This window comes from Nocardia concava NBRC 100430, assembly GCF_000308815.1.
Classification (GTDB): Bacteria; Actinomycetota; Actinomycetes; order Mycobacteriales; family Mycobacteriaceae; genus Nocardia; species Nocardia concava.
In genome coordinates, this window is record NZ_BAFX01000025.1 from 11,735 (window position 1) to 33,805 (window position 22,071).

At 69.8% G+C, this 22,071-nt stretch carries 16 protein-coding genes; 9 read left to right on the forward strand and 7 right to left on the reverse strand.

What is annotated here, in order from left to right; genetic code table 11:
* The first annotated feature begins 83 nt into the window (after positions 1 to 83).
* From ON43_RS42230 to ON43_RS06590, 3 genes are read left to right on the forward strand one after another with little or no spacing between them, the layout of a single operon-like run.
* Complete coding sequence (locus tag ON43_RS42230) at positions 84 to 2,564, forward strand: tetratricopeptide repeat protein (protein WP_051178025.1); 2,481 nt, start codon at positions 84 to 86, stop codon at positions 2,562 to 2,564.
* A 36-nt stretch (positions 2,565 to 2,600) separates the two neighbouring features.
* Positions 2,601 to 3,905, forward strand: coding sequence for an ATP-binding protein (locus ON43_RS06585; RefSeq protein ID WP_051178027.1), 1,305 nt, complete (start codon positions 2,601 to 2,603; stop codon positions 3,903 to 3,905).
* Positions 3,906 to 4,547, forward strand: coding sequence for a response regulator (locus tag ON43_RS06590; RefSeq protein WP_040804743.1), 642 nt, complete (start codon positions 3,906 to 3,908; stop codon positions 4,545 to 4,547). It begins immediately after the preceding gene.
* Positions 4,548 to 4,649: 102 nt separating this feature from the next.
* Here the strand turns inward: ON43_RS06590 and ON43_RS06595 are convergent, their stop codons facing one another.
* A complete protein-coding gene (locus tag ON43_RS06595; RefSeq protein ID WP_040804747.1) occupies positions 4,650 to 5,801 on the reverse strand; it encodes a serine/threonine-protein kinase in 1,152 nt (383 codons plus the stop codon).
* 217 nt (positions 5,802 to 6,018) lie between these two features.
* Positions 6,019 to 7,059 (reverse strand): aldo/keto reductase, encoded by a 1,041-nt coding sequence (locus ON43_RS06600; RefSeq protein ID WP_040804750.1) that lies wholly within the window; start codon positions 7,057 to 7,059, stop codon positions 6,019 to 6,021.
* Between the two features lie 271 nt (positions 7,060 to 7,330).
* Here ON43_RS06600 and imuA' point away from each other — a divergent pair, with 271 nt between their 5' ends.
* Together imuA' and ON43_RS06610 are read left to right on the forward strand one after the other, a co-directional pair.
* Complete coding sequence (gene imuA', locus ON43_RS06605; protein ID WP_040804752.1) at positions 7,331 to 8,083, forward strand: DnaE2-dependent mutagenesis accessory factor ImuA'; 753 nt, start codon at positions 7,331 to 7,333, stop codon at positions 8,081 to 8,083.
* A gap of 165 nt (positions 8,084 to 8,248) precedes the next feature.
* Positions 8,249 to 9,853 carry a DNA polymerase Y family protein gene (locus ON43_RS06610; RefSeq protein ID WP_040804755.1) on the forward strand — a complete coding sequence of 535 codons (1,605 nt, stop codon included), beginning with the start codon at positions 8,249 to 8,251 and terminating at the stop codon, positions 9,851 to 9,853.
* Positions 9,854 to 9,871: 18 nt separating this feature from the next.
* Here the strand turns inward: ON43_RS06610 and ON43_RS06615 are convergent, their stop codons facing one another.
* Positions 9,872 to 11,440 carry an ArnT family glycosyltransferase gene (locus ON43_RS06615; RefSeq protein WP_040804758.1) on the reverse strand — a complete coding sequence of 523 codons (1,569 nt, stop codon included), beginning with the start codon at positions 11,438 to 11,440 and terminating at the stop codon, positions 9,872 to 9,874.
* 244 nt (positions 11,441 to 11,684) lie between these two features.
* Here ON43_RS06615 and ON43_RS06620 point away from each other — a divergent pair, with 244 nt between their 5' ends.
* The 3 genes from ON43_RS06620 to ON43_RS06630 are packed head-to-tail and all read left to right on the forward strand — an operon-like array spanning position 11,685 to position 14,067.
* The gene (locus tag ON43_RS06620) at positions 11,685 to 12,449 is read left to right on the forward strand and encodes an alpha/beta fold hydrolase (RefSeq protein ID WP_040804760.1); all 765 of its coding nucleotides are present in this window, start codon (positions 11,685 to 11,687) and stop codon (positions 12,447 to 12,449) included.
* 24 nt (positions 12,450 to 12,473) lie between these two features.
* On the forward strand, positions 12,474 to 13,034 hold the full coding sequence (locus ON43_RS06625) for a YdeI/OmpD-associated family protein (protein WP_040804762.1): 561 nt from the start codon (positions 12,474 to 12,476) through the stop codon (positions 13,032 to 13,034).
* A 37-nt stretch (positions 13,035 to 13,071) separates the two neighbouring features.
* Positions 13,072 to 14,067: a ferredoxin family protein gene (locus tag ON43_RS06630; RefSeq protein ID WP_040804781.1), complete on the forward strand. Its 996-nt coding sequence runs from the start codon at positions 13,072 to 13,074 to the stop codon at positions 14,065 to 14,067.
* A gap of 23 nt (positions 14,068 to 14,090) precedes the next feature.
* Here ON43_RS06630 and ON43_RS06635 read toward each other — a convergent pair whose 3' ends face one another.
* The 4 genes from ON43_RS06635 to ON43_RS06650 all read right to left on the reverse strand — a co-directional run bounded on the left by ON43_RS06635 (position 14,091) and on the right by ON43_RS06650 (position 18,743).
* Entirely contained in the window at positions 14,091 to 15,536 is a 1,446-nt protein-coding gene (locus tag ON43_RS06635) for a hypothetical protein (protein WP_051178029.1), read from the reverse strand.
* Positions 15,537 to 15,652: 116 nt separating this feature from the next.
* Positions 15,653 to 16,315, reverse strand: coding sequence for a response regulator (locus tag ON43_RS06640; protein WP_040804785.1), 663 nt, complete (start codon positions 16,313 to 16,315; stop codon positions 15,653 to 15,655).
* Positions 16,312 to 17,562 (reverse strand): sensor histidine kinase, encoded by a 1,251-nt coding sequence (locus ON43_RS06645; protein ID WP_051178031.1) that lies wholly within the window; start codon positions 17,560 to 17,562, stop codon positions 16,312 to 16,314. Before ON43_RS06645 ends, ON43_RS06640 begins: the two co-directional genes overlap by 4 nt.
* 143 nt (positions 17,563 to 17,705) lie before the next feature.
* Positions 17,706 to 18,743 (reverse strand): SDR family NAD(P)-dependent oxidoreductase, encoded by a 1,038-nt coding sequence (locus ON43_RS06650; RefSeq protein WP_083913202.1) that lies wholly within the window; start codon positions 18,741 to 18,743, stop codon positions 17,706 to 17,708.
* Positions 18,744 to 18,892: 149 nt separating this feature from the next.
* On the opposite strand from ON43_RS06650, the gene ON43_RS06655 reads away from it, so the two are divergent.
* Positions 18,893 to 22,071: error-prone DNA polymerase (locus ON43_RS06655; protein ID WP_040804765.1), on the forward strand; the 3,179-nt coding region annotated here is incomplete at its 3' end.

Sequence of the window (22,071 nt, forward strand, 5' to 3'; positions counted from 1 at the left end):
GCCTTTTCGTCCGGACCGGACAACTCGGCTACGCGATGAGATCCTTTGATCTACAACAGATCACGATTCTGGAGCGGTGACCGATGAGCCCTGCGGAGCTGTCCGACGAGAGCGCGCAGCCCATCTCACCGCGTGCCCTGTTCGCCGCCCGCTTCAGCGGTCTGTTCGCCGCGGCGGGCCAGCCCACCCTGCGCAGCGTGGTGGACAAGGCCAACGCGCGCATGCATGCCGCCCGGGCCCCCGGAACCGTCGGCAAGGCGACCGTCCAGCGGGTCAGCGACTGGCGCGTCGGACGCGGCGTTCCGGCTCGATTCGAGTCGCTCGCACCGGTTCTGGTCACCCTGCTGGAGATGGCCCGCCGCGCGGGTACGCCGCTGCCACCGGATCTCACGAACCTGGCCACCTGGCGGGCACTGTGGAAGGCGGCCGCTTCCTCGGCCGCCGCGACCACGGCCGTACCGCATCAATTGCCGCGCGCCATCACCGATTTCACCGGCCGCGACGAGATCGCCGATCGGCTCTCCGCCCAGTTGATCGCGGACTCGGCGGCCGCGGTCGCCGTCGCGGTGATCACGGGAATGGGCGGAATCGGCAAGACCACCCTCGCGATTCGCATCGCGCACCGGATCCGGGATCGATACCCCGACGGCCAGCTCTACATCGACCTGCGCGGCGCCGGAGACAACCCGGCCGAGCCGTTCACCGTAATCGGTGATTTCCTGGGCGATCTCGGGCTCGGTGAAGGCGCGATACCCGACACCCCGGAGGCGCGGACCGCCGCCCTGCGCGGCGCTCTCGACGGCAAGCGAGTCCTGCTCGTCCTCGACAACGCTGCTGGCGCGGCCCAGATCGAGCCGCTGCTACCGGGTTCCGCGGGCAGTGCCGTCATCGTCACGAGCCGCATGTCGCTGCCCCGAATCGACGGTGCGGCAACGACGCAACTCGCGGGCCTGACGCCGAGCGAGGCGGCGACACTGTTCGGCAGGATCGTCGGCAAGGAGCGGGCCGCCGCCGAGCCCGCGGCCGTCGAGCGGATCGTCGGCCATTGTGGGTTGCTGCCCTTGGCGATTCGGATCGCGGCCGCGCGTCTGGCGGATCGTCCGGGCTGGACGATCGAGAGCATGGCCGACCGGCTCGCCGACGAACAGCGGCGGCTGTCCGCGCTGCGGGCCGGAGAGTTCACGGTGGAAGCGGCATTCCAGCTCAGCTACGACCAACTCGACGCCGACCACCGCCGGGCCTTCGAGCGCCTGGCCGCGCCGGAGTGCGAGGATTTTCCGCTCGACGGCGCGGCGGCGGTGCTGGGCGCATCCCTCGACGACACCGAGGACAGCTGCGAAACACTCGTGAATCTGGGCCTGCTCGAGACGACTTCACCGGGGCGGTATCGATTTCACGATCTGGTCCGCCTGTTCGCCTCGCGCCGGAGCGGAGATGCCACCGCCGAGATCGTCGGGTGTCTGCTCGACTACTACCTGGCCACGATGAAAGCCCTCAATGTCACGGTCAATCCCGGCACGACCTTGCCGGGCGAGCTCACCCCCACCCGGTCCACCGGCACGGTATTTCCCGATCTCACCGCCGCCTACCTGTGGTTCTACGCCGAGCGGCGCAACCTGCTGGCCCTCGGCAGGCAGGCCGCCCGCCTGGGTGGGCACGCGCTGGACCTGATGGCCGATATCGCGCTCACGACAACCGAATCCGGCGAGGGACCGCACATCCCCGATCTCCTCGCGGCGATGACGACCGTGCTGGACGCGGCGATCCGAACCGGTAATCGCCCGGCGCAGCAGCGGATCCGCATCGCGCTCGGCGTCGGTTTGGCGTTGACGTGCATGCGTCAGCGGCTCAGTCGCGAGCATCTCGCACGCGCGTTCTCCGACGCGGGACCCGCACCCGGTCCGCGCCTGGCGGGAGCGGCGGCCGTGGCCAGTCTGGGCCTGTGCTGGCTGGACGAATCCGCGGCCGAGGTCTCGCGCCGGTATCGGGAGTGCCTGCGCTATGCCGACGTCACCGGGGACCTGCTGATCGAAGTCGCGACCCATTATTTCGCCGGGCACAGCTTCCTGTGGATCGGCGACGCCGAGCGCGCCCGGGAAGCGGCATATCGGACGATCGCCGTGGCGAAACCGACGGGCATGCGCTATTTCCACGCCGGTGCGCTGTCCTTGCTCGGCAGCGTCGTATTCGATGCCGGGTCGGGTAGCCGCGCCGACGGAGTCGACCTGTGCGTGCGGGGAGTCGAGCTCGCCCGGGAATCCGGCTCGCGCGCGATCGTGGGCTGGACGCTGATGATGCTCAGCCGGGCGTATCTGCAGGCCGGGGATTACCAGTCCGCCGAGACCACGGCCAGGGAAGCGGTCATCGCCGCCGAGTGGTCCGGGCACGGGGTGGAGGCCCGGGCATTGCTGTTCCTGGGATCCGCCCTGGCTGCCTCCGGCCGGGTCCACGAGGCGAACTTCGCGTTCCAGCAGGCCAGGGCGGCCATCGAGGGAGCCGAGGTGGCGCTCAGCGGCTGGGAGCTGGGGTCGCTGCCTCAGGGGGCGAATCGGGGTGTTTCCTGATGTCGGGTGTCGGGCCCCCGTGCCAATATCGAAGGCATGTACCCGTCCGCGCCCTTGTATGACCCTGCCCGCGGGGCGGTCACACCCGTGACCCAGCCCAAGCTGGTGCGGCGCTCGGGCGGCCGCATCGTGGGCGGGGTGGCGGGCGGGCTCGCCGATCACCTCGGGGTCGACGTCTTCAAGGTGCGCGTCGGGTTCGTGCTGCTGGCCGCCATGGCCGGGGCCGGGATCGTCGCCTACGGCATGCTGTGGATCTTCACGCCGGGTGGCGCGGACGCGTCGCCGCCGACGTCCTCGGAGCGGCGGCAGGGCATCGGATTGGCCTTGCTGGGCATGGCTTTATCGGTCGCCACCGCCTGGGTTTTCAGCGGGACCGCCGCGCATGTGGTGGGCCCGATCATCGTGGTCGCCATCGGTGCGGCGCTGGTGTGGCGCGAATTCGACGCGGACGGGCCGAGATCCGTCATCGGGCTGCCGTCCAATCCGTCGGTGGTGACCTGGGCGCGCATTGTCGGCGGGGCCACGCTCATCGTGGTCGGGCTGGGCGTGGTGGTGCTGGGCCGGATCAATCTCAGCTCGCTCGGCTCGGCACTGCTGGCCGTCGCGGTGACCCTGGTCGGGGCCGGACTGCTGACCGTGCCGCTGTGGCTGCGCATGGTGCGGGCGCTGAATTCCGAACGCGCGGCGCGGATTCGCAATGACGAGCGTGAGGAGATCGCCTCGCACCTGCACGATTCGGTGCTGCAGACGCTGGCCCTGATCCAGCGCCAGGCCGACGATCCGACCGAAGTGGTGCGGCTGGCCCGCAGCCAGGAACGCGAGCTACGCAAGTGGCTGTTCGAGGACACCGGGCCGGCGCAGTCGAGCCTGGCCGCGGCGCTGCGCACCATCGCGGGTGAGGTCGAGGATCAGCACGGGGTGAAGGTCACGCCGGTCACCGTCGGCGATGTGTCGATGGATATCGACGACAGCGGAATCGGCTTGCCCAAGGAACATTTCACCGCCGTGCTCGGGGCCGCCCGCGAGGCGCTGGTGAATGCCGCCAAGCATGCCGAGGTGCCGACCATCGACCTCTACTCGGAGGTGGAGCCGCATCAGGTGAGCGTCTTCGTGCGCGACCGCGGCAAGGGCTTCGACCCGGACACCGTGTCGAAGGACCGGCAGGGCGTGGCCAAGTCCATCCACGGCCGCATCGAACGCCGCGGCGGGCACGTGGAGATCAAGTCCGCGCCCGGCAACGGCACCGAGGTGCGAATCTATATGCCCCGCAAGGACGGTGGTGACGAGCGGCTGGTGGTGCAGCAGGATGTAGGGGTGTCGGTGTCAGGTGAGGAGAACTAGGTGAGCGTCCGGGTCTTTCTGGTCGACGATCATGCGGTGTTCCGGTCCGGCGTGCGGGCGGAGCTGAGCCGCGAATCCGATATGGAGGTGGTCGGCGAGGCGGGCGGCGTGGCCGAGGCCATCGCCGGGATCAAGGCGACTACACCGGATGTGGTGCTGCTGGACGTGCACATGCCCGACGGGGGCGGCGTCGCGGTGCTGCAGGGGATCGATCCCGGACCGGTGTGCCTGGCGCTCAGCGTGTCCGACGCGGCCGAGGATGTGATCGCGGTGATCCGGGCGGGAGCCCGCGGGTATGTCACCAAGACGATCTCGGGACCCGAACTGGCAGACGGGATTCGGCGGGTATCGGGTGGGGATGCCGTGTTCTCGCCGCGCCTGGCCGGATTCGTGCTGGACTCCTTCACCGGCAAATCGCCGGTGCCGGAGCCGCCGCTGGATCCGGAGCTGGATTCACTGACCCCGCGCGAGCTGGAAGTGCTGCGGCTCCTGGCGCGCGGCTACACCTACCGCGAGATCGCCGAGACCCTGTTCATCTCGGTGAAGACCGTGGAGACCCACGCCTCCAACGTGCTGCGCAAGACCCAGCAGTCGAACCGGAATGCCCTGACCCGCTGGGCACACCGGCGTCGTATCGACTAGCCCCGTCATCCCGGCGTGCTTTTGGCCGGGATCCACACGGGATGTGCATCAACGGCTTTCGTAGATTCCGGCCAAAAGCACGCCGGAATGACGAGGGCGGGACTACAGCACAACCAGAATCACGATGATGATCAGCAGGCCGATGAGCAGGCCGATCGCCACCGCGAGCGGGCCCGCGTTCGGGCCCAGGGCGCTGAAGTCGAAGCCTTTTTTCGGTTGCGGCGCAACCGGAGCCGCCGCCTGGGCGCGCGGCGGGCGGGGAAGCGGGCTGGAGAGCGGGCTGCGCAGTCCGGCCGCCGAGTTGCGGGCCGCCCACGCCGGAATCGTTCCGTCCTCGGTGCGGACCGGGGACTTCAGGATGTAGGGCGCGGTGCCGGGTCCGAAGGCGGCGGTGAGGATTTCGTTGCGCGCCTCGGTCATGGTGGGGCGGCGCTGCGGGGCCGGTTCCATCATGTGCAGCAGCACGTCGGTGAGCGGGCCGCTGCGGGCGGGCGGAATGATCTGCGCCATGGCGGCACGCTCCACGATGACATTGCTGTCCTCGTCGAAGCCGTAGGGCGGCTGGCCCTCGATGGCGGTGTACAGCGTTGCGCCGAGCGAGAATACGTCGCTGGCGGTGGTGGGCCGGGTGCCGCGCGCGACCTCGGGCGGCAGGTAGGCGGGGGTGCCGGTGATGACGTCGCCGATCTCCTCGGTGGCGTCGTTGGCGCCGCTGGAGATGCCGAAGTCGGACAGCTTCACCATGCCGACCTCGTCCCCGCGATCGGCGACGAGAATATTGCCCGGCTTGATATCGCGGTGCACGATGCCCGCCGAGTGCGCGGTGGCCAGCGCGTCCGCCACCTGCGCCCCGATCTGCGCCACCTCGATGGGGGACAGCCGATCCACCAGCGCGAGCGCCTTGGCCACGCTCCGCGACGGCAGGTACTCCATCACCAGCCAGGGCTCACCGGCCTCGAGCACCACGTCGTACACGGCGATGGCGTGCTCGTGCGACAGCTTGGCCGCCACCCGCCCCTCGTGCATGATGCGGCTGCGAACCTCCTGCGCCTCTTCCTCGCTCAGGCCCTGCGTGGTGAGCACCTGCTTGATGGCCACATCCCGGTGCAGCAGCCGATCGGTTGCCAGCCACACGGCGCCCATGCCCCCGCCGCCCAGCTTCGACTGGAGGCGGTAGCGTCCGGCCACCAGATAATCGGGGCCGACAATGGGACGGGCGCGTTCGGTCACGGGTGCAGGGTAGCGGAAAACCATCCTGACTGGCCTGCTTCGAAACCTGGGGTTTGCTGGCCCGCTACCCCGGGATCCGCGCCCGTCCTCCAGACCCATACGGACACAGCGCGTTTCGCTTGGCGACCACGATCCGTGACAATCGGCGAGATTCCCGAGGCCATCCTGGCGTTCCGGACGAACCGGCCGCGGGTTCCCGCGGCCGGGTTCCTTCGTCCCTTTCACCGTGAGCCGCTGGAGCTCAGGCGCGGCGGGCAGGGCCGGTGCCCGCGCCGGAGGCCTCGATCGCGAGGGCGATCTCCTCGAGGTCGGCGGGGGTCAGTTCGAGGGTGGCGGCGTCGATCCAGCCGTCGACCTGAGCCGGCTTGCGGGCGCCGACGATGGCCGCGGTGATGCCGGGCCAGGCGAGCACCCAGGCGATGGCCACCTCGGCGACGCTGCGGCCGTGGCGGGCCGCGATCGGGCGCAGCGCCTCGACCAGCGCGAGGTTGGCGGTGAGGCCGGTGGTGAAGTCGGCGTGGGCCTTTCGCCAGTCGTCGGCGGGCAGGCCGGCCACGCGTTCGGCGGTGAAGGCACCGGTGAGCAGGCCGGACTGCATGGGCGAGTAGACGATGACGCCGGTGTCGTGCGCACGCGCCCAAGCGATTTCGGCCGCGGCGGAGCGGTTGATGGCCGAGAACGGCGGCTGGATGACATCGACGTGGGCGACCCGCTCGGCCCGCTCGAGCAGGTCGGCGTCGTGATTGGACAGGCCGATGGCCCGCACCTTGCCCTCGGCCTTCAGGTCGGCCATGACCTGCCAGTACTCCTCCAGCGGAGTGGCATTGGGCGAGACCGCGCCGAAGCCGTCACCGGCGTACTCCAGCGATTCGCCGGTGTCGGGGTAGTGCACCTGGTACAGGTCGATGGCCTCGACCCCCAGCCGCCGCAGCGAATCCTCGACCTCGCGGCGCACGCTGGCGGGCTTCATGATTCGCCGCGGCGAGGCGGCGGGGTTCTCCGGATCCCAGACCAGTCCGGCCTTGGTGAAGATGTACGGGCGATCGGCGTCGGAGAGTCCGGCGATGGCCTTGCCGACCAGTTCCTCGGAGTGGCCCAGGCCGTACACCGCGGCGGTGTCGATCCAGTTGACTCCGGAGTCGAGGGCGTGGCGGATGGCGGCGACCGATTCGGCGTCGTCGGTGTCGCCCCAGCCGAAGCTCCACCCCGAGCCGGAGACGGCCCACGAACCGAAGCCCGTGCGGGTGATGTCCATGCCGGTGCGGCCGAGTGTGACAGTCATTTGTGGTGTTCTCCCGTGTTCGGTGTGCCGGATCCGTTCCGGCGGATTCCACTGTCGGAGATTCGCGCCGGGGCAAACAGTGCCGAGCACTGCCTAGGCATGGCATGACCAGTCGGACGAACGAAGATCACCCGACTCCCTGACCTCATCCGTCGCGCTGCGCCACACGCCTCTTGACGCGTCCTGCGACTCGAGTTCTACTGTGCATTGATCGAACATACTTTCGATTATGTTAGGTAGCTGAGCCGGTGCTGGGAGAGGTGGTCAGGAGATGGGTTCGGCTGCGGAGGCCAAGCGGGCGCAGTTGGCGGAGTTACGGCGGCGGATGGCCGCGGTGCCCGCGCGCGGTGCGGGATCGGAGACTCGCGCGCCCGTGGCCGAGGAGCCGCGGCGCGAGGCGCTGCCGGTGCCGAAGGCACTCGAAAACCTGTTGCCCGACGGCGGATTGGCGAAGGGGTCGGTGGTCGTCTACAACGGCGCCGGATCGCTGATCGCCGGACTGCTGGCCGCCGTGACGAGCGCGGGCGGGCATGCCGCCGTGGTCGGGATGCCGCGGCTGGGCCTGCTGGCCGCCGCCGAGATGGGCGCACGGCTCGACCGGCTGGCGGTGGTTTCCGATCCGGGACCCGACCCGCTCGAGGTTGCCTCCGTATTGCTGGATGGCCTGGACCTGGTGGTCCTCGGCCTGAACGGGCTCTCGGTCCCGATGTCGCGCACCCGCGTGCTCGCCGCCCGCGCCCGCGGCAAGAACTCCACGCTGATGGTCACCAACGGCTCCTGGTCCGGTTCCGCCCTGCACATCGACACCCGCGTCGCCGGGTACGGCGGCCTCGGCCGGGGCTGCGGTCGCCTGCGCACCGTCCGCCTCGACGTCTCCGTCCGCGGCCGGTCCGCCCAACCCCGCTCCGGCCACCTGGCCCTCAGCCCCGCCAACGGCCGCGTCGAATGGGTCTCCACCACGGAGGCCGCCCAGCCGATCGCCACGCCGGAACCGCTACAGCTGGCGCGCCATGCCGCGAGCTGACCGGCTGGACGGAATTCCCCTTCGTCATCCCGGCGGGTCTACTCGTCATCCCGGCATGTTTTTGGCCGGGATCCATACCACCACAGTGGATTCCGGCCAAAAGCTCGCCGGAATGACGGAAGAAGTCGTCGCCGGAATGACGGAAGATGTTGCGGGAGTGGCCGGGTGAAGGCGCGGCGGGTGCTGGTGGTGTGGTGCCTGGATTGGCCTGCGGTGGCGGCTGCCGCCGAGGCGGGAGTGGAGGCCACGCGCGCGGTGGCGGTGATCGCAAATAACAAGGTGGCGGCCTGTAATGCGGTGGCGCGGGCGGAGGGGATCCGGCGCGGGCTGCGCAAGCGGGAGGCGCAGGGGAGATGCCCGGATCTGCTTGTGGCACAGGATGATCCGGATCGGGATGCGCGGCTGTTCGAGCCCGTGGTGGTGGCGGTGGACGCCACCGTGCCGGGCGTCGAGGTGCTGCGCCCGGGGATGCTGGCGCTGTCGGCGCGCGGCGCGGCGCGCTTCTTCGGGTCCGAGGAGGCCGCCGCCGAGCGGTTGGTCGACGCGGTGGCGGCGGTCGGCGTGGAATGCCAGATCGGCATTGCCGACGAGCTGTCCACCGCGGTGTTCGCGGCCCGCCGCGCCACTCTGGTGCCGCCCGGCAAGGGCGCGGAATTCCTTGCGCCCATGCCGGTTTCGGAGCTGGCGGTGGAGCCGGTGCTGGCCGCGCCGCAGCGCGTGGAGCTGGTGGATCTGCTGCATCGCCTGGGCCTGCGCCGGATCGGCGATTTCGCGGCGCTGACTCCGGCCGAGGTGTCCTCGCGGTTCGGCGCGGACGCCATCCTCGCGCACCGCTGTGCCCGCGCCGTCCCGGAGCGCCCGCCCGCCGCCCGCCTGCCCGCCGCCGACCTGACCGTCGAACACCGCTGCGATCCGCCGATCGAGCGCGTCGACATGGCCGCCTTCGTCGGCCGCATGCTCGCCGCCGAACTGCACACCAAGCTCTCGGCGGCCGCCGTGGCCTGCACCCGTCTGATCATTCACGCCGAAACCGAAGCGGGCGACGAGCTTTCCCGCATCTGGCGCTGCGCCGAACCCCTCACTCCCGACAGCACCGCCGACCGCATCCGCTGGCAGCTCGACGGCTGGCTCACCCGCCGCGCCCTCGATCGCGCCCGGGCACAACAGGATTCCGACGATCCGAACGCCGCCGTCACCCGGCTGCGGCTGGAACCGGTCGAGGTGGTCTCGGCCGGTGCGCTGCAGCTCGGCCTGTGGGGCGGCGTCGGCGAGGACGAGGAGCGGGCCCGCCGCGCGCTGATTCGGGTGCAGAGTCTGCTCGGCGGTGACGCCGTCCGCATGGGGGTGCTCAGCGGCGGCCGCGGTCCGGAGGAGCGGATCACCATGGTGACCCTCGGCGACGAACCCGTCCCCGCCGCCGATCCGGCGCAGCCGTGGCCCGGCCGGTTACCGGAGCCCGCGCCCGCGCTGGTGCTCACCCATCATCCGAAGATTCGTTTGGAGGATGCCGACGGCGCCCCGATCTGGGTGACCGATCGCGGCCTGTTCACCGCGGATCCGGCACTGCTGCACTGGGGTAGCAGTTCTTGGCGGCTGACCGGGTGGGCCGGGCCGTGGCCGCTGGACGATCGCTGGTGGACGCATCGGGTGGAGCACGGGTTCGCCGCCCGGGCGCAGGTGCAGATTCACGCCGAGGATGTCCGTCGCCTGCGCGCGCTGCTACTGCTCGGCTACAACCGGACCTGGCATGTGGAGGGACTGTACGAATGAATCAGCAGTACGAATGAATCAAATGCCCAGCGGCAGGTGCAGATCCATCATGTCCGGCCACAGGTCGGTCCAGGGATGCACGGGCCCGCGGCAGATCGAGATCGCGATATCGGTGTTCACGCCCGGAAACCCATTGGGCACGTCGAGGTGTTCGAGCACGGTCACCGAGGTGAACTGCCGTCGCAGGGTCGGGTCGGCGCTGTCGATGCCGACGTAGAGGACCGCGCCGGCGTCGGCCGGGGGCGATCCGAAGTAGCCGAACCCGCGGTTGGGGCTGTACACCGGCGGCAGGCCGAAGTCGCGGCCGAAGTTCTGCAGCGCGGCCGCCTGCCAATAGTTCTGGGCGACGATCACTTTCGGGCGTTCGGACTCCGGCAGCTGCCGGTAGGCCTCGGCGACCTTCGCGGTCAGCTCCGACCAGCCCGAGTAGCCGTAGATGCTGGTCCGCATGGCGAAGTCGGCCTGGGTCCGGATGACGCCGTGCACCCGGGAAGCCGGTTGCGGCAGGGTGGCCACCAGGATGGCGATGATGGCCAGCGACAGCGCGATGATCGGTCCCGCGATCATGCGCAGCAGCCGGCCGCCGCGGTCGTTCACCGAGTACGGCAGGGAGGCCGCGCCGATGCCGAACAGCACCGGCAGGAATCCCGCTGTGTAGTAGGGCCGTCCGTGCCCGATGAGCACGACCAGCACCAGCAGGCCCGAGGCGACGAGCATGAACAGGTAGGGCCGCAGCCAGCGCTGCCGGGCCAGGCACCAGAACGCCCAACCGGCGAGCAGTCCGCCGAGCAGCCCGCACAGGCCGATCATTTGCGGCAGGCAGGCCAGCGGCCCGCCACCGGCCGCGTCCTGTTCGGCGCCGATCACCTTGCTCATGGCCAGCGCCGGCCAGCCGTGCGTGTGCTGCCACCACAGGCCGGGCACCGCGGAGGCCGCGAAGATGGCGACGCCCTTCCACAGCGCGCGCCGCCACAGCAGCTGCCGCGGGCCCGCGACCAGGATGCCGCCGGCCAGGCACAGCAGGATCGTGGGGATGAACCATTTGACCTGAAGATCGATCGCGGCAATGACGCTGAGAACGATCAGCAAACGATCGTCGCGGGTGCGAATCCAGCGGATCAGCAGCCAGATGATGGCGGCCTGCAGGGTGGCGTCGAAGGAGAAGGTGCTGAGCTGCACGGCCTGGGTCGCGGCCAGCGGCGAGATCCCGTAGGCGGCCGCCGCGACCAATTGCGCGGTGCGTGAGCCGCCCAGTTCCTGGGCGACCGCGGCACTGATCACCACCGCGCCCGTGGTCATCAGCACCGCCGGTAATCGGAGCACGGGCGCCGAGCCGGGCGCCAGGGCATCGGCCAGATGGGCGATCAGCGGGATGAGCACGCCCTGGTCGGCATAGGTGAGACTGCGATGGGCTCCGGCCGCGATGAAATACAGTTCGTCGCCGAAGAAGTCGTAGCGCCAGGTCGGGATGGCCAGGAATGCCCCGCTGAGTGCGGTGACCAGGAGAACCCAGCCCGTAGCGAAGGGTGGCCGCGGCGGCCCCGGTTCCTCGAGATCGACCGCGGGGGCGGCAGCGTTGAGAACCATATTTCCCCGACTGAAAAAGCAATGTTTCGAATCGTCGAAGACGCTACCGGGGAGCTCGAGCAATTATCCACAATGTGGAAGTGATCTATTTCACAGCCCATTTCGCTGCGCATCACCGCAGGGCAAGTACTGTTTCGCGGTCATTCAAGACCCGAATGAATAGACAACCGAAGCGCCGCGTCCGCTATGAGGGTGCGCACAAATCGCAGCATCTTCCGACCGCCGGTCCGTACCCTGGATCCTCGTGGAGTTAGCGGTCACCCGGGTCTCGCTCGATGACGTCTCGATCGCCTACCGGGATTCCGGGGCGACGGGCGGGCATCTCTACAGCGACACCCCCGTGGTGCTGGTGCACGGCATGGGCGGGGACGGGCACACCTGGGATCGCTTCGCGGCGCAACTGGTGCGCCGGGGCCGCCGGGTGATCATTCCGGATCTGCGCGGCCACGGTCGCAGCGCGCACGCCGACTCGTATCGATTCCCCGAATTCGGGGCCGACATCCTGGCGCTGTGCGAACGGCTCGAGCTCGGGGCCGTCGATCTGGTCGGGCATTCGCTGGGCGGTTACGCCATCTCCTGGGTGGCCATGGAACGCCCGGAACTGGTGCGGCGCTTGGTGATCGAGGAACAGCCGCTGCCGCTGCGCTCCGGCGACGAGCAGGTGCGGTTCACCCGCCGGCTGCCGTCGGTGCCGGAACTGTGGCACGCCACCACCAGCCTGATCCGGCATCCGCGGGCGGTGCTGGCCTTCGACCGGTCCATGACCGGCACGGCGCTCGAACAGTTCCGCAAGCCGTATCCGGAATGGTGGGAGGGGCTGACCGACATCACCGCGCCCACCCTGTTCCTGCGCGGCGGGCCGGGCGGCATGGTGGATCCGGCGAAGCTGGAGCAAATGCGGGCGAGCATCGCCGACTGCACGGTGCGCACCTTCAGCTCCGGCCACAGCATCCACCGCGACCGCTATCGCGAATTCGAGACCGAAGTGCTCCCCTTTCTGGGGCATTGAGCTGGCGTTATCTACAGTTGAACGGTGTCCGCATCCGAGCGTCCCACGCTGTGGTTTCCCGACGAGCAGTCCTTCCGGGACTGGCTGACGGCCAATCACGCGGCCGTGGACGGGATTTGGCTGAAGTTCGCGAAGAAGGGCTCGGGATTCGTCTCGCTCGACTATGACGGCGCACTGCGCCAGGCCCTGTGTTTCGGCTGGATCGACAGCCAATCGAGGACCCTCGACGACGACTTCTTCGTCATGGGATTCACGCCCCGGCGGCGGCGCAGCCAATGGTCGCAGCGCAATGTGGCGCTGGTGGGCGAACTGATCGCCGCCGGGCTCATGCATCCGGCCGGGCAGGCCGAGATCGACCGAGCCAAGGCGGACGGGCGCTGGGAGAACGCGGTGGGACGCGATCTGCCGCAGGACTTCCTGGACGCGCTGGCCCGATATCCGGAGGCCGCCGCGTTCTTCGAGACGCTGCCCATGCAGTCGCGGATCGCGGTCGGGTATCACCTGGGCAGTGCGGTGCGGCCGGAGACGCGACAGCGGCGGCTGGAGCAGGTGATTCGGAAGTTGATCGACGGGAAGCCATTGTGAGCGTGGAGATGTCGTTTGTGAGCATCGGGATGTCGTGGTGAGCGGGTTCGAGGGGTTGTCGTGTTCGGCTGCGGCGGAGGAGGTTCCGCTACCCGGCAGCGCGACCGGCATCACCGGCTGGCTGTGTGTCGAACAGCCCGGCGCCTGGGGGCGCGATGTGATCGGCGACGAGGTGCTCGGTCCCGCCATCACCCCGGAACTGGCCGCCCGCACCAAGGCCGCGCACGTGCGACCCACCCTCATCCGCCGTCCCGGCCGCAATGAATTCTCCGGTGTCCGAACGGTTCTGCTCGCCAGTTCGCGCCCGGAGGGCTCGTGGTGCGAGCGTTTCGAGATCACCGATCTGCGTGAGCTGCTGGACATCGACCTGCACCTGCTGAACGGCCCGCCCCCGGGAATCGGTGCGGCCGTGACGGATCCGCTGGTCCTGGTCTGCGCCCACGGCAAACGCGACCAATGCTGCGCCCTGCTCGGCCGCCCCATCGCCGCGAGCCTTTCCGCCGCGAATCCGGACCGGGTCTGGGAGTGCTCCCACACCGGCGGCCACCGCTTCGCCCCCGCCGTCATCGTCCTCCCCGCCGGCCTCACCTACGGCCGCCTGACCGAGGATTCGGCCCACACCATGCTCGCCGCCGCCGACAAGGGCGAGGTCTCCCTCACCGGTTTCCGCGGCCGCAGCTGCTACACGCCGGTCGAACAGGTCGCGGAAGTCGCTGTCCGCCAACGCATCGCCGATGCCTCCTACACTCTTGCCACCCCCACCCTCGACGACTCCGGTTCCGCCACAGCCCTTCCCGGCGATATCGATCCCGCCGTGGGCATCGACGACCTCACCGTCACCCCGGCCCCGGACCACCTCGAACACTCCACCGACCCGGCGACCTACGCGGGCGCGGCCGAGGTGACCCACCGGGACGGCCGCCGTTGGCTGGTCACCACGCGCACCGTCGCCTACCCGCCCCGCCAGGCCAGCTGCGGCGCGTCTCCCAAGCCCGCCACCGCCGTCGTGGTCGACGAGGTCCACCCGCAATAACGTCGAGTCTGCGGCAGACATCGTCAGCGCCTGGAACGGGCTGCGGCTATGAGGGTGAGGGCGAAGAGGAGTGCGGCGGCGGCTGCGAACCAGTCGCCGTAGCGGGTGTAGAGGGTTTCGGCGGTGGGGGCGGGGATGGCGGCGAGGACCGAGCGGGTGACGGTGATGTCGGTGTCGGCTGTGGCGAGGATGCGGCCGTAGGGGTCGCTGGCGACCAGTTGGCCCAGTTGCGGGGCTCGGGCTATGCCTAGGCCGGATTCGACGCCGCGGAGGACGGCCATGCGGCTGTGGATCCAGCGATCGTCGCGGAAGTCCAGGGCGGGGACCAGGAGCAGGGTTGCGCCCTCGGCGCGGTTGGCGCGGACCAGGGCGGGGCGGTCCAGGTCGAAGCAGATGGCCAGGGACCAGGTGGTGTCGGGGATTCGGGTCCAGGTGGTGCCGGGGCGGAGCTTGGCCTCCAAACCCGGTACCAGGTAGTGCTTTTCGTACAGGGCGCCGGAGGGGTAGTCGATGGCGGCGTTCACGGTGGTGTCGCCGCGGGTGAGAAGCAGGCCCGCGATGATGTGGAGGTTGCGGCGGGTTGCCACCTCGGTGAGCGGCCCGGCCAAGACCGGCAGGGTGGATTCGCTGGCGCGCCAGGACTTCTCGGGTAGGACGATGGCCTTGGCACCACGGTCGGCCAGGCGTTCCACCTCGGTGACCACGCGGGTGATCATGTCTCGGCCGTCGGGGGAATCGACCGGGACGAAGTCCTCGGGCTGGGATACGGCGACCAGGCCCACCGGCACCGTGGCATCGGTGGAGGCCCGCAGCTGCCAGAAGCCGTACCCGGGCACCGCGAGCAGCATTGTGAGTCCTGCTGCCGCACAGCGCATTCGGGTTCGGCGCGGAGTCGTGGGGTCGAGCAGTACGGCCATGAGCGCCGGTACCACCATGACGAGGAACGAGAGGCCCAGCCATCCGGTCAAGGACGCGACCTGGATTACGGGCAGCACATCCGACTGCGTGTAGGCCAGGCTCCACCATGCGCCGAACGGGCCGAATCGGGAGACCAGATACTCCATGACGACCCAGCCCGAAGGGAGGGCGAGGATTGCCGCACCGAGGTGGCCGCGGCGGATCAGGTGGCGGGTCAGGACGATCAAACCGGCGTAGATCGTCGCCGTGCCGATCAGCAGGCCGAACGCCGACAGCAATGGCTGCTCGACTGTGTCGAGGAAGTAGTGCCAATAGGGGGTCGCCCCTGCCAGCCAGGACAGGAAGCCGACGGCGAAGGCCACGCGGGCGGAGACGCGGGGCACGATCAGCAGGACGGGAAGCGGTGCGAGAGCGGCGAATCCGGGCCACGGGTGCAGGCCCGTGCCGAGCTTCCACAGCACCGCGGACACGACCGTGGCGGCGAGGGCGAGCGCCGCGTTCGAGGGCAGGGCGGTCCGGGCGGGGCTTTCGGGAAAATGCCTGGTTGTCACCCTTCGATGCTGAAGTGAACGGCGCTGCCGCACATCGCCGCCGAGAGTGAACCCCGACTCGCTCCCATGGCCGAGGCAGGCCGTCGCCCGGTCGAGTGTGCGCGGGACGGGTGGAGTCAACCCTCCCGGCCCGGGACCACCAGCCCGGCTTCGTAGGCGAAGACCACCGCCTGCACCCGATCGCGCAGCGCGAGCTTCGAAAGTACGGCGCTCACATGGGTTTTCACCGTGTGTTCGGTGACCGTCAGCGCCCGCGCGATCTCCGCGTTGGACTGCCCGCGCGCCAGTTCCCGCAGGGTGTCGCGCTCCCGATCGGTCAACTCCGACAATCGATTCGCCAACTCCGGCCGCGGATTCCCGTGCCCGGCGAGCTGGGCGATGACTCGCCGCGTGACCGCCGGAGCCAACAGCGCATCGCCCGCCGCCACCACCCGCACGGCGGCCACGAGCTCTTCGCGCCGCGCGTCCTTCAACAGAAACCCGCTGGCCCCGGCCCGCAGCGCGGCATAGACGTATTCGTCCACGTCGAACATGGTCAGCACCAGCACCTTCGCATCGGTGCGCGCGCAGATGCGGGAGGTGGCCTCGACCCCGTCCAGCCGCGGCATGCGAATATCCATCACCACCACATCCGGCGCGAGCGCCTCCGCCAGCGCGACGGCCTCCAGGCCGTCGGCGGCCTCGCCCACCACGGTGATGTCAGATTCGGCCGACAGGATCAGGGCGAATCCGCCACGGAACAAGTCTTGGTCGTCGACCACCAGCACGCGCAAGGTCAGCCCTCTCGGACGATGGCCGGGTTTGCCTGAGCGCCGGGCGGTTCGGCGACGGCGGGCATCGCGGTGTGGACGGGCAGTTCGGCGCGGACGATGAATCCGGGGTCGGCCCGGCCGCTGAACAGCCGCCCGCCGCAGGCTTCCACGCGTGCGCGCAGACCGACCAGACCCGATCCAGGGCGGGGAGGCGAATCCGGGGAACTCGGCAGCGGTCCGATCGCGGTGGTGCGTGGGAGATTTCCGGCGGTCCCGGTGGCACTGCCCGCCGCGCCGCCATCGTCGCTGATCCGCACCTCGAGGAGGGTGTCGGACCAATCGAGCGCCACCTCCACCCGATCGGCCCGGGCATGTTCGAGCGTATTCGCCAGCGCCTGCTGCACCACCCGGTACGCGGTCACCTCGACTTCGCTGGAAACCATTCGGCGCGTCCCGTTCTCGACCAGCTCGGCGGTCATGCCGCCGCGTCGGCAGCCGTCCACCAGATCCGGAATGGTTGCGATGCCCGGCTGATGGCGGGCCTGCGATGAGCCGTCGCGCAGCACGGCGAGGCTGTGCCGCAGGTCCCTGACCGCCACCCGCCCGGTGTCCGCGATCCCGGCGAAGACGGCATCGGCCCTACCGGGATCGGTACGCGTCAACAGTGGCCCGGTCTCGGCCTGCACGATCATGGAACCCAGTGCGTGCGTGACGATGTCGTGCACATCCCGGGCGATCCGGACCCGCTCCCGCGCGACCGCCGCGCCCCGCTCCTCGTCCAGCCGCCGCGCCCGTTCCCGCAGCAATTCGATCTGCGCGTGCCGGGCTCGAACCCCGGTGCCGAGTGTCCATGCCGTCGAAAATGACAGCGCCGCATAGGCATACGATTCGACCGGTTCGTTCGGCAGCGCCAGTGACGCCAAGATTCCGATCACCCCGACCGCGGCGGCCGCCCACCGCGCCGCCGAACCGCTGTACGCGGCAATCGTGTACGCGCACACCACGGTTCCATACGGCAACGCGGGCAGCGCATGCGCACATGCCAGCACGGTGATCCCCACCCCGACCACGGCCCCGGTCACCAGCGGCGCGCGCCGTCGCCAGAGCAGCGGCGCCGAGGCCACCACCGCGACCGCGACCACCCACCAGGCCCGCCCCTCGGCCACCTGCGGCTTCACCGTCGCCACCGTCACCAGGACCGCGATGACCGCATCCACCACCCACTCCGGCACGTCACGCGCACGCCCGGAGACATCGCGAAACCACGCCGGCATGCTCCGCCGCGCCTCACCTCCGGCCCGGCGTCTCGCGGCGACTTCGTGAAAACCCATAGCCCACCGAGTCTGCCCCGTATCGGCCCGACTGCGCCTCCCTCGCAAGGATGACCCCGGCCCATGCGCGAGAGCGAGACCCCGGTCTACCAGTGGGTGCCGGGGACCAGGCGGGCGGCTCGGCGGAGGGCGGTGCCCGTTACGCGGACGGCGGGTGGGACGGGGCGGCGACGGCGTTGGGGGGCAATGGGTTCGAGGTCAGTGGGGTCCTCGTCGGGGGTGGCTTCGCCCTTGGCGGCGGGGGAGTCGGGGATGGCGCGGTAGTAGCGGTGGAGGACTCGCTCCTTGATGCCGGGGGCGAAGAGCTGGCCGTATTCGGCGAGGGTGCCGATGGGGACGTCGATTTGGCGGGGGCGCTCGGTGAGGGCGCGGACGATGGTGGCGGCGGCCCATTCGGGGGATTGGGTGCCGGTGCCCTGGTCGCCGCTGGGGGTGATCATGGGGGTGCGCACCAGGGGCATGTGGATGGTGGTGAAAGTGATGTTGCTGGAACGCATTTCGGCGGCGGTCACCTCGGCGAACTTGTCGAGGGCGGCCTTGCTGGCCAGGTAGGCGGCGAAGCGCGGGGTGGCCACCTGGACGCCGGCGCTGGAGATGTTCACGATGTGGCCGTCCTGGCGCTCGCGCATGCCGGGCAGCAGGCCCAGGGTCATGCGCACCGCGCCGAAGTAGTTGACGGCCATGGTGCGCTCGAAGTCGTGCATGCGGTCGGTGGAGCGGTGCACGGCGCGGCGGATGGAGCGGCCCGCATTGTTGACCAGCATGTCGACGTGCCCGTGGACCTCGAGGATGGTCGCCAGGGTCTTGTCGACGGAGTCCTGGTCGGTGACGTCGCACTGGTAGCCGAAGGCCCGGCCGCCCTGCGCGGTGATCTCGTCCACCACGGTGGACAGCTCGTCGGCGCGGCGGGCCAGCAGGATCACGACCGCGCCCTTCTCGGCGACGGCGAACGCGGCCGAGCGGCCGATGCCGGAGGAGGCTCCGGTGATGACGACGTGCTTGCCGTTCAGATCGCGGCGGGCACGCCGTCGGGCCAGGTAACCGGTGTTCTTTTCGGCCGAAACGTCGGGCCCGCCCGTCGCCCCACCGCCACCCCTGACCGAATCGCTTCGCGATGCCGCCATCTCTGCTCCCTTACAGATCGAATTGCCTAGAACTTACTCCAGAGTCAGTTACCGCGCCACGACCTGTGAGCGGGTCGTTGTAGAGACCAATCGGTTTCGAATGTATGTTCGATACTCGAGACCGGTCGGATTGCACGAGGAGGTGGGTCGTGGGCTGGCACAACGGCCCGCCGTCGTGGGCGGAAATGGAAAGGGTGCTCTCCGGGCGACCCGACCCCAAGCACATAGACGGGGACGGCGGCGACGGTCCGGCCTGGTCCCGCAAGCGCGACAAGTACGAGGCGGGCAAGCTCGATCGAGTCCAGCCCTCGGCGACCCCCTACGCCGAACTGCACACGCATTCGGCCTACAGCTTCCTCGACGGCGCCAGCCAGCCCGAGGAACTGGTGGAGGAGGCCGTACGGCTCGGCCTCGAAGCGCTCGCGCTCACCGACCACGACGGGTTCTACGGGGTGGTCCGATTCTCCGAGGCGGCCCGGGAATGGGGGATGCCGACCATCTTCGGGGCCGAACTGTCCATCGGCACCGCGGCCCGCGCGGGCGCGCACCTGGTGCCGCGCGGCCGCCGAAGACGCGAAAACGACGCGGACGCACTGAATTCCGAGCCGCGCACCGGCACCCCCGATCCGGCCGGACCACACCTGCTGGTGCTGGCGCGCGGGCAGGAAGGCTATCGGCGGCTCTCCCGGGAGATGGCCGTCGCGCACATGGCGGCGGGGGAGAAGGGCATTCTGCGCTACGACCTGGACCGGCTCACCGAGGCGGCGGGCGGGCACTGGCACATCCTCACCGGATGCCGGAAAGGCACTGTGCGACAGGCGCTTCAGCAGGGCGAGGAGGCGGCCGAGGCGGCGCTGCGCGAACTGGTGGAGCGCTTCGGCCGCGAGCATGTGAGCGTGGAGCTCACCCACCACGGGATTCCCGAGGACGATGAGCGCAATGCCCGCCTCATCGCGCTCGCCGACCGGGTCGGACTGCCCGTACTCGCCACCACCGGAGCGCATTTCGCCGCCCCGCCCCAGCGCCGTCGGGCCATGGCGCTGGCCGCCATTCGCGCCCGCTCCAGCCTCGACGAGATGGCGGGCTGGCTCGCACCCACCGGCGGCGCGCACCTGCGCTCCGGCGACGAGATGGCACGGCTGTTCGCCGCCTGCCCGCGGGCCGTCGCGAATGCCGTTGCGCTGGGCCGGGAATGCGCCTTCGACCTGCGATTGATCGCGCCGCAACTGCCGCCCTTCGACGTGCCGGAGGGCCACGACGAGAACTCGTGGCTGCGGGAACTCACCTTCAAGGGCGCGGCCCGCCGCTACGGCTCGCGCGCCGGAAACGAACAGGCCTACCGGCAGCTCGAGCACGAGCTGCGGATCATCGAGGAGCTGGAGTTCCCGGGCTACTTCCTGGTCGTGCACGACATCGTCAGCTTCTGCCACGACAACGACATCCTGTGTCAGGGAAGAGGTTCGGCCGCCAATTCGGCGGTCTGCTACGCCATCGGCATCACCAATGTGGATCCGGTCGAGAACCAGCTGCTGTTCGAGCGGTTCCTCTCGCCGGAACGCGACGGACCGCCCGATATCGACGTGGACATCGAATCGGATCGGCGCGAGGAGGCGATCCAGCACGTCTACGCCAAATACGGCCGCGAGTACGCGGCGCAGGTGGCCAATGTGATCACCTATCGCGGCCGGTCCGCGGTGCGGGATGCCGCACGGGCCCTGGGCTTCTCGACCGGGCAGCAGGACGCCTGGAGCAAACAGGTGAGCCGGTGGACCGGCGTCGCGCAGGAACAGCACACCGAGATCCCGGACGACGTGCTCGCGCTGGCCGGTGAATTGGAAGGCCTGCCAAGACATCTGGGCATCCACTCCGGCGGCATGGTGATCTGCGACCGGCCCATCGCCGACGTCTGCCCGACGGAATGGGCGCGCATGGCCGATCGCAGCGTGCTGCAGTGGGACAAGGACGACTGCGCCGCAGCGGGTTTGGTGAAATTCGACCTGCTCGGGCTCGGCATGCTCTCGGCGCTGCACTACATGATCGACCTGGTGGCCGAGCACAAGGGGCAGACCGTCGAACTGCACCAGCTGGACCTGAGCGAGGAGGGCGTCTACGACATGCTGTGCCGCGCCGACTCGGTGGGCGTGTTCCAGGTCGAATCCCGCGCGCAGATGGCGACCCTGCCGCGCCTGCGGCCCCGCAACTTCTACGACCTGGTAGTCGAGGTCGCGCTGATCCGGCCCGGGCCGATCCAGGGCGGCTCGGTGCACCCTTACATCCGCCGCCGCAACGGAAAGGAGAAGGTCGACTACGACCATCCGGCACTGAAGAATTCGCTGGAACGTACCCTGGGCATCCCGCTGTTCCAGGAGCAGCTCATGCAGATGGCCGTGGACGTCGCCGGATTCACCGCCGCCGAGGCCGATCAGCTGCGCCGCGCCATGGGCTCCAAGCGCTCGACGGAGAAGATGGAACGGCTGCGCGCCCGCTTCTACGAGGGCATGGAGCAGCTGCACGGCATCACCGGCGAGAAGGCCGACCGCATCTACGAGAAGGTGTACGCCTTCGCGAATTTCGGCTTCCCGGAAAGCCATTCGCAGAGTTTCGCCTCGCTGGTGTTCTATTCGGCCTGGTTCAAGCTGCATCATCCCGCGGCCTTCTGCGCCGGACTGCTGCGCGCCCAGCCAATGGGGTTCTACTCGCCGCAGTCCCTGGTCGCCGACGCACGGCGGCACGGGGTGGCGGTGCACGGGCCCGATATCAATCACAGCCTGGCCGAGGCGACCCTCGAATCGAAGGGCATGGCGATCCGAATGGGTCTGGCCGCGGTCCGGCACATCGGCACCGAGCTGGCCGAACAGATCGTCGCCGCCCGTGAGCTCGGGCCCTACACCTCGTTCGTGGACCTCACCGGACGCGTGGAACTGTCTGTGCCGCAGGCGGAAGCGCTGGCCACCGCCGGTGCGCTGGGTAGCCTCGGCAGCACCCGCCGCGAAGCCCTGTGGGCCGCCGGCGCGGCCGCCGGGGAGCGCCCGGACCGCCTGCCCGGCACCGGCGCGGCCACCGCCGCACCCGCCCTGCCCGGCATGAGCGCACTGGAACTGGCCGCCGCCGACGTGTGGGCGACCGGTGTCTCACCCGGCAGCTATCCCACCGAATTCCTGCGCGAACGCCTCGACGCGCTCGGCGTCGTCCCCGCCGCCCGCCTGCTCGACATTCGCGACGGCGCAAGGGTTCTCGTCGGCGGCGCGGTCACCCACCGGCAGCGCCCCGCCACCGCGGGCGGGGTCACCTTCCTCAATCTCGAGGACGAGACCGGCATGGTGAACGT

Coding starts and splice junctions, on each gene's coding strand:
- ON43_RS42230 (WP_051178025.1), top strand. CDS start 84: ATGAGCCCTGCGGAGCTGTCCGACGAGAGCGCGCAGCCCATCTCACCG.
- ON43_RS06585 (WP_051178027.1), top strand. CDS start 2,601: ATGTACCCGTCCGCGCCCTTGTATGACCCTGCCCGCGGGGCGGTCACA.
- ON43_RS06595 (WP_040804747.1), bottom strand. CDS start 5,801: ATGGTTTTCCGCTACCCTGCACCCGTGACCGAACGCGCCCGTCCCATT.
- ON43_RS06600 (WP_040804750.1), bottom strand. CDS start 7,059: ATGACTGTCACACTCGGCCGCACCGGCATGGACATCACCCGCACGGGC.
- imuA' (WP_040804752.1), top strand. CDS start 7,331: ATGGGTTCGGCTGCGGAGGCCAAGCGGGCGCAGTTGGCGGAGTTACGG.
- ON43_RS06615 (WP_040804758.1), bottom strand. CDS start 11,440: ATGGTTCTCAACGCTGCCGCCCCCGCGGTCGATCTCGAGGAACCGGGG.
- ON43_RS06645 (WP_051178031.1), bottom strand. CDS start 17,562: ATGCCGGCGTGGTTTCGCGATGTCTCCGGGCGTGCGCGTGACGTGCCG.
- ON43_RS06650 (WP_083913202.1), bottom strand. CDS start 18,743: ATGGCGGCATCGCGAAGCGATTCGGTCAGGGGTGGCGGTGGGGCGACG.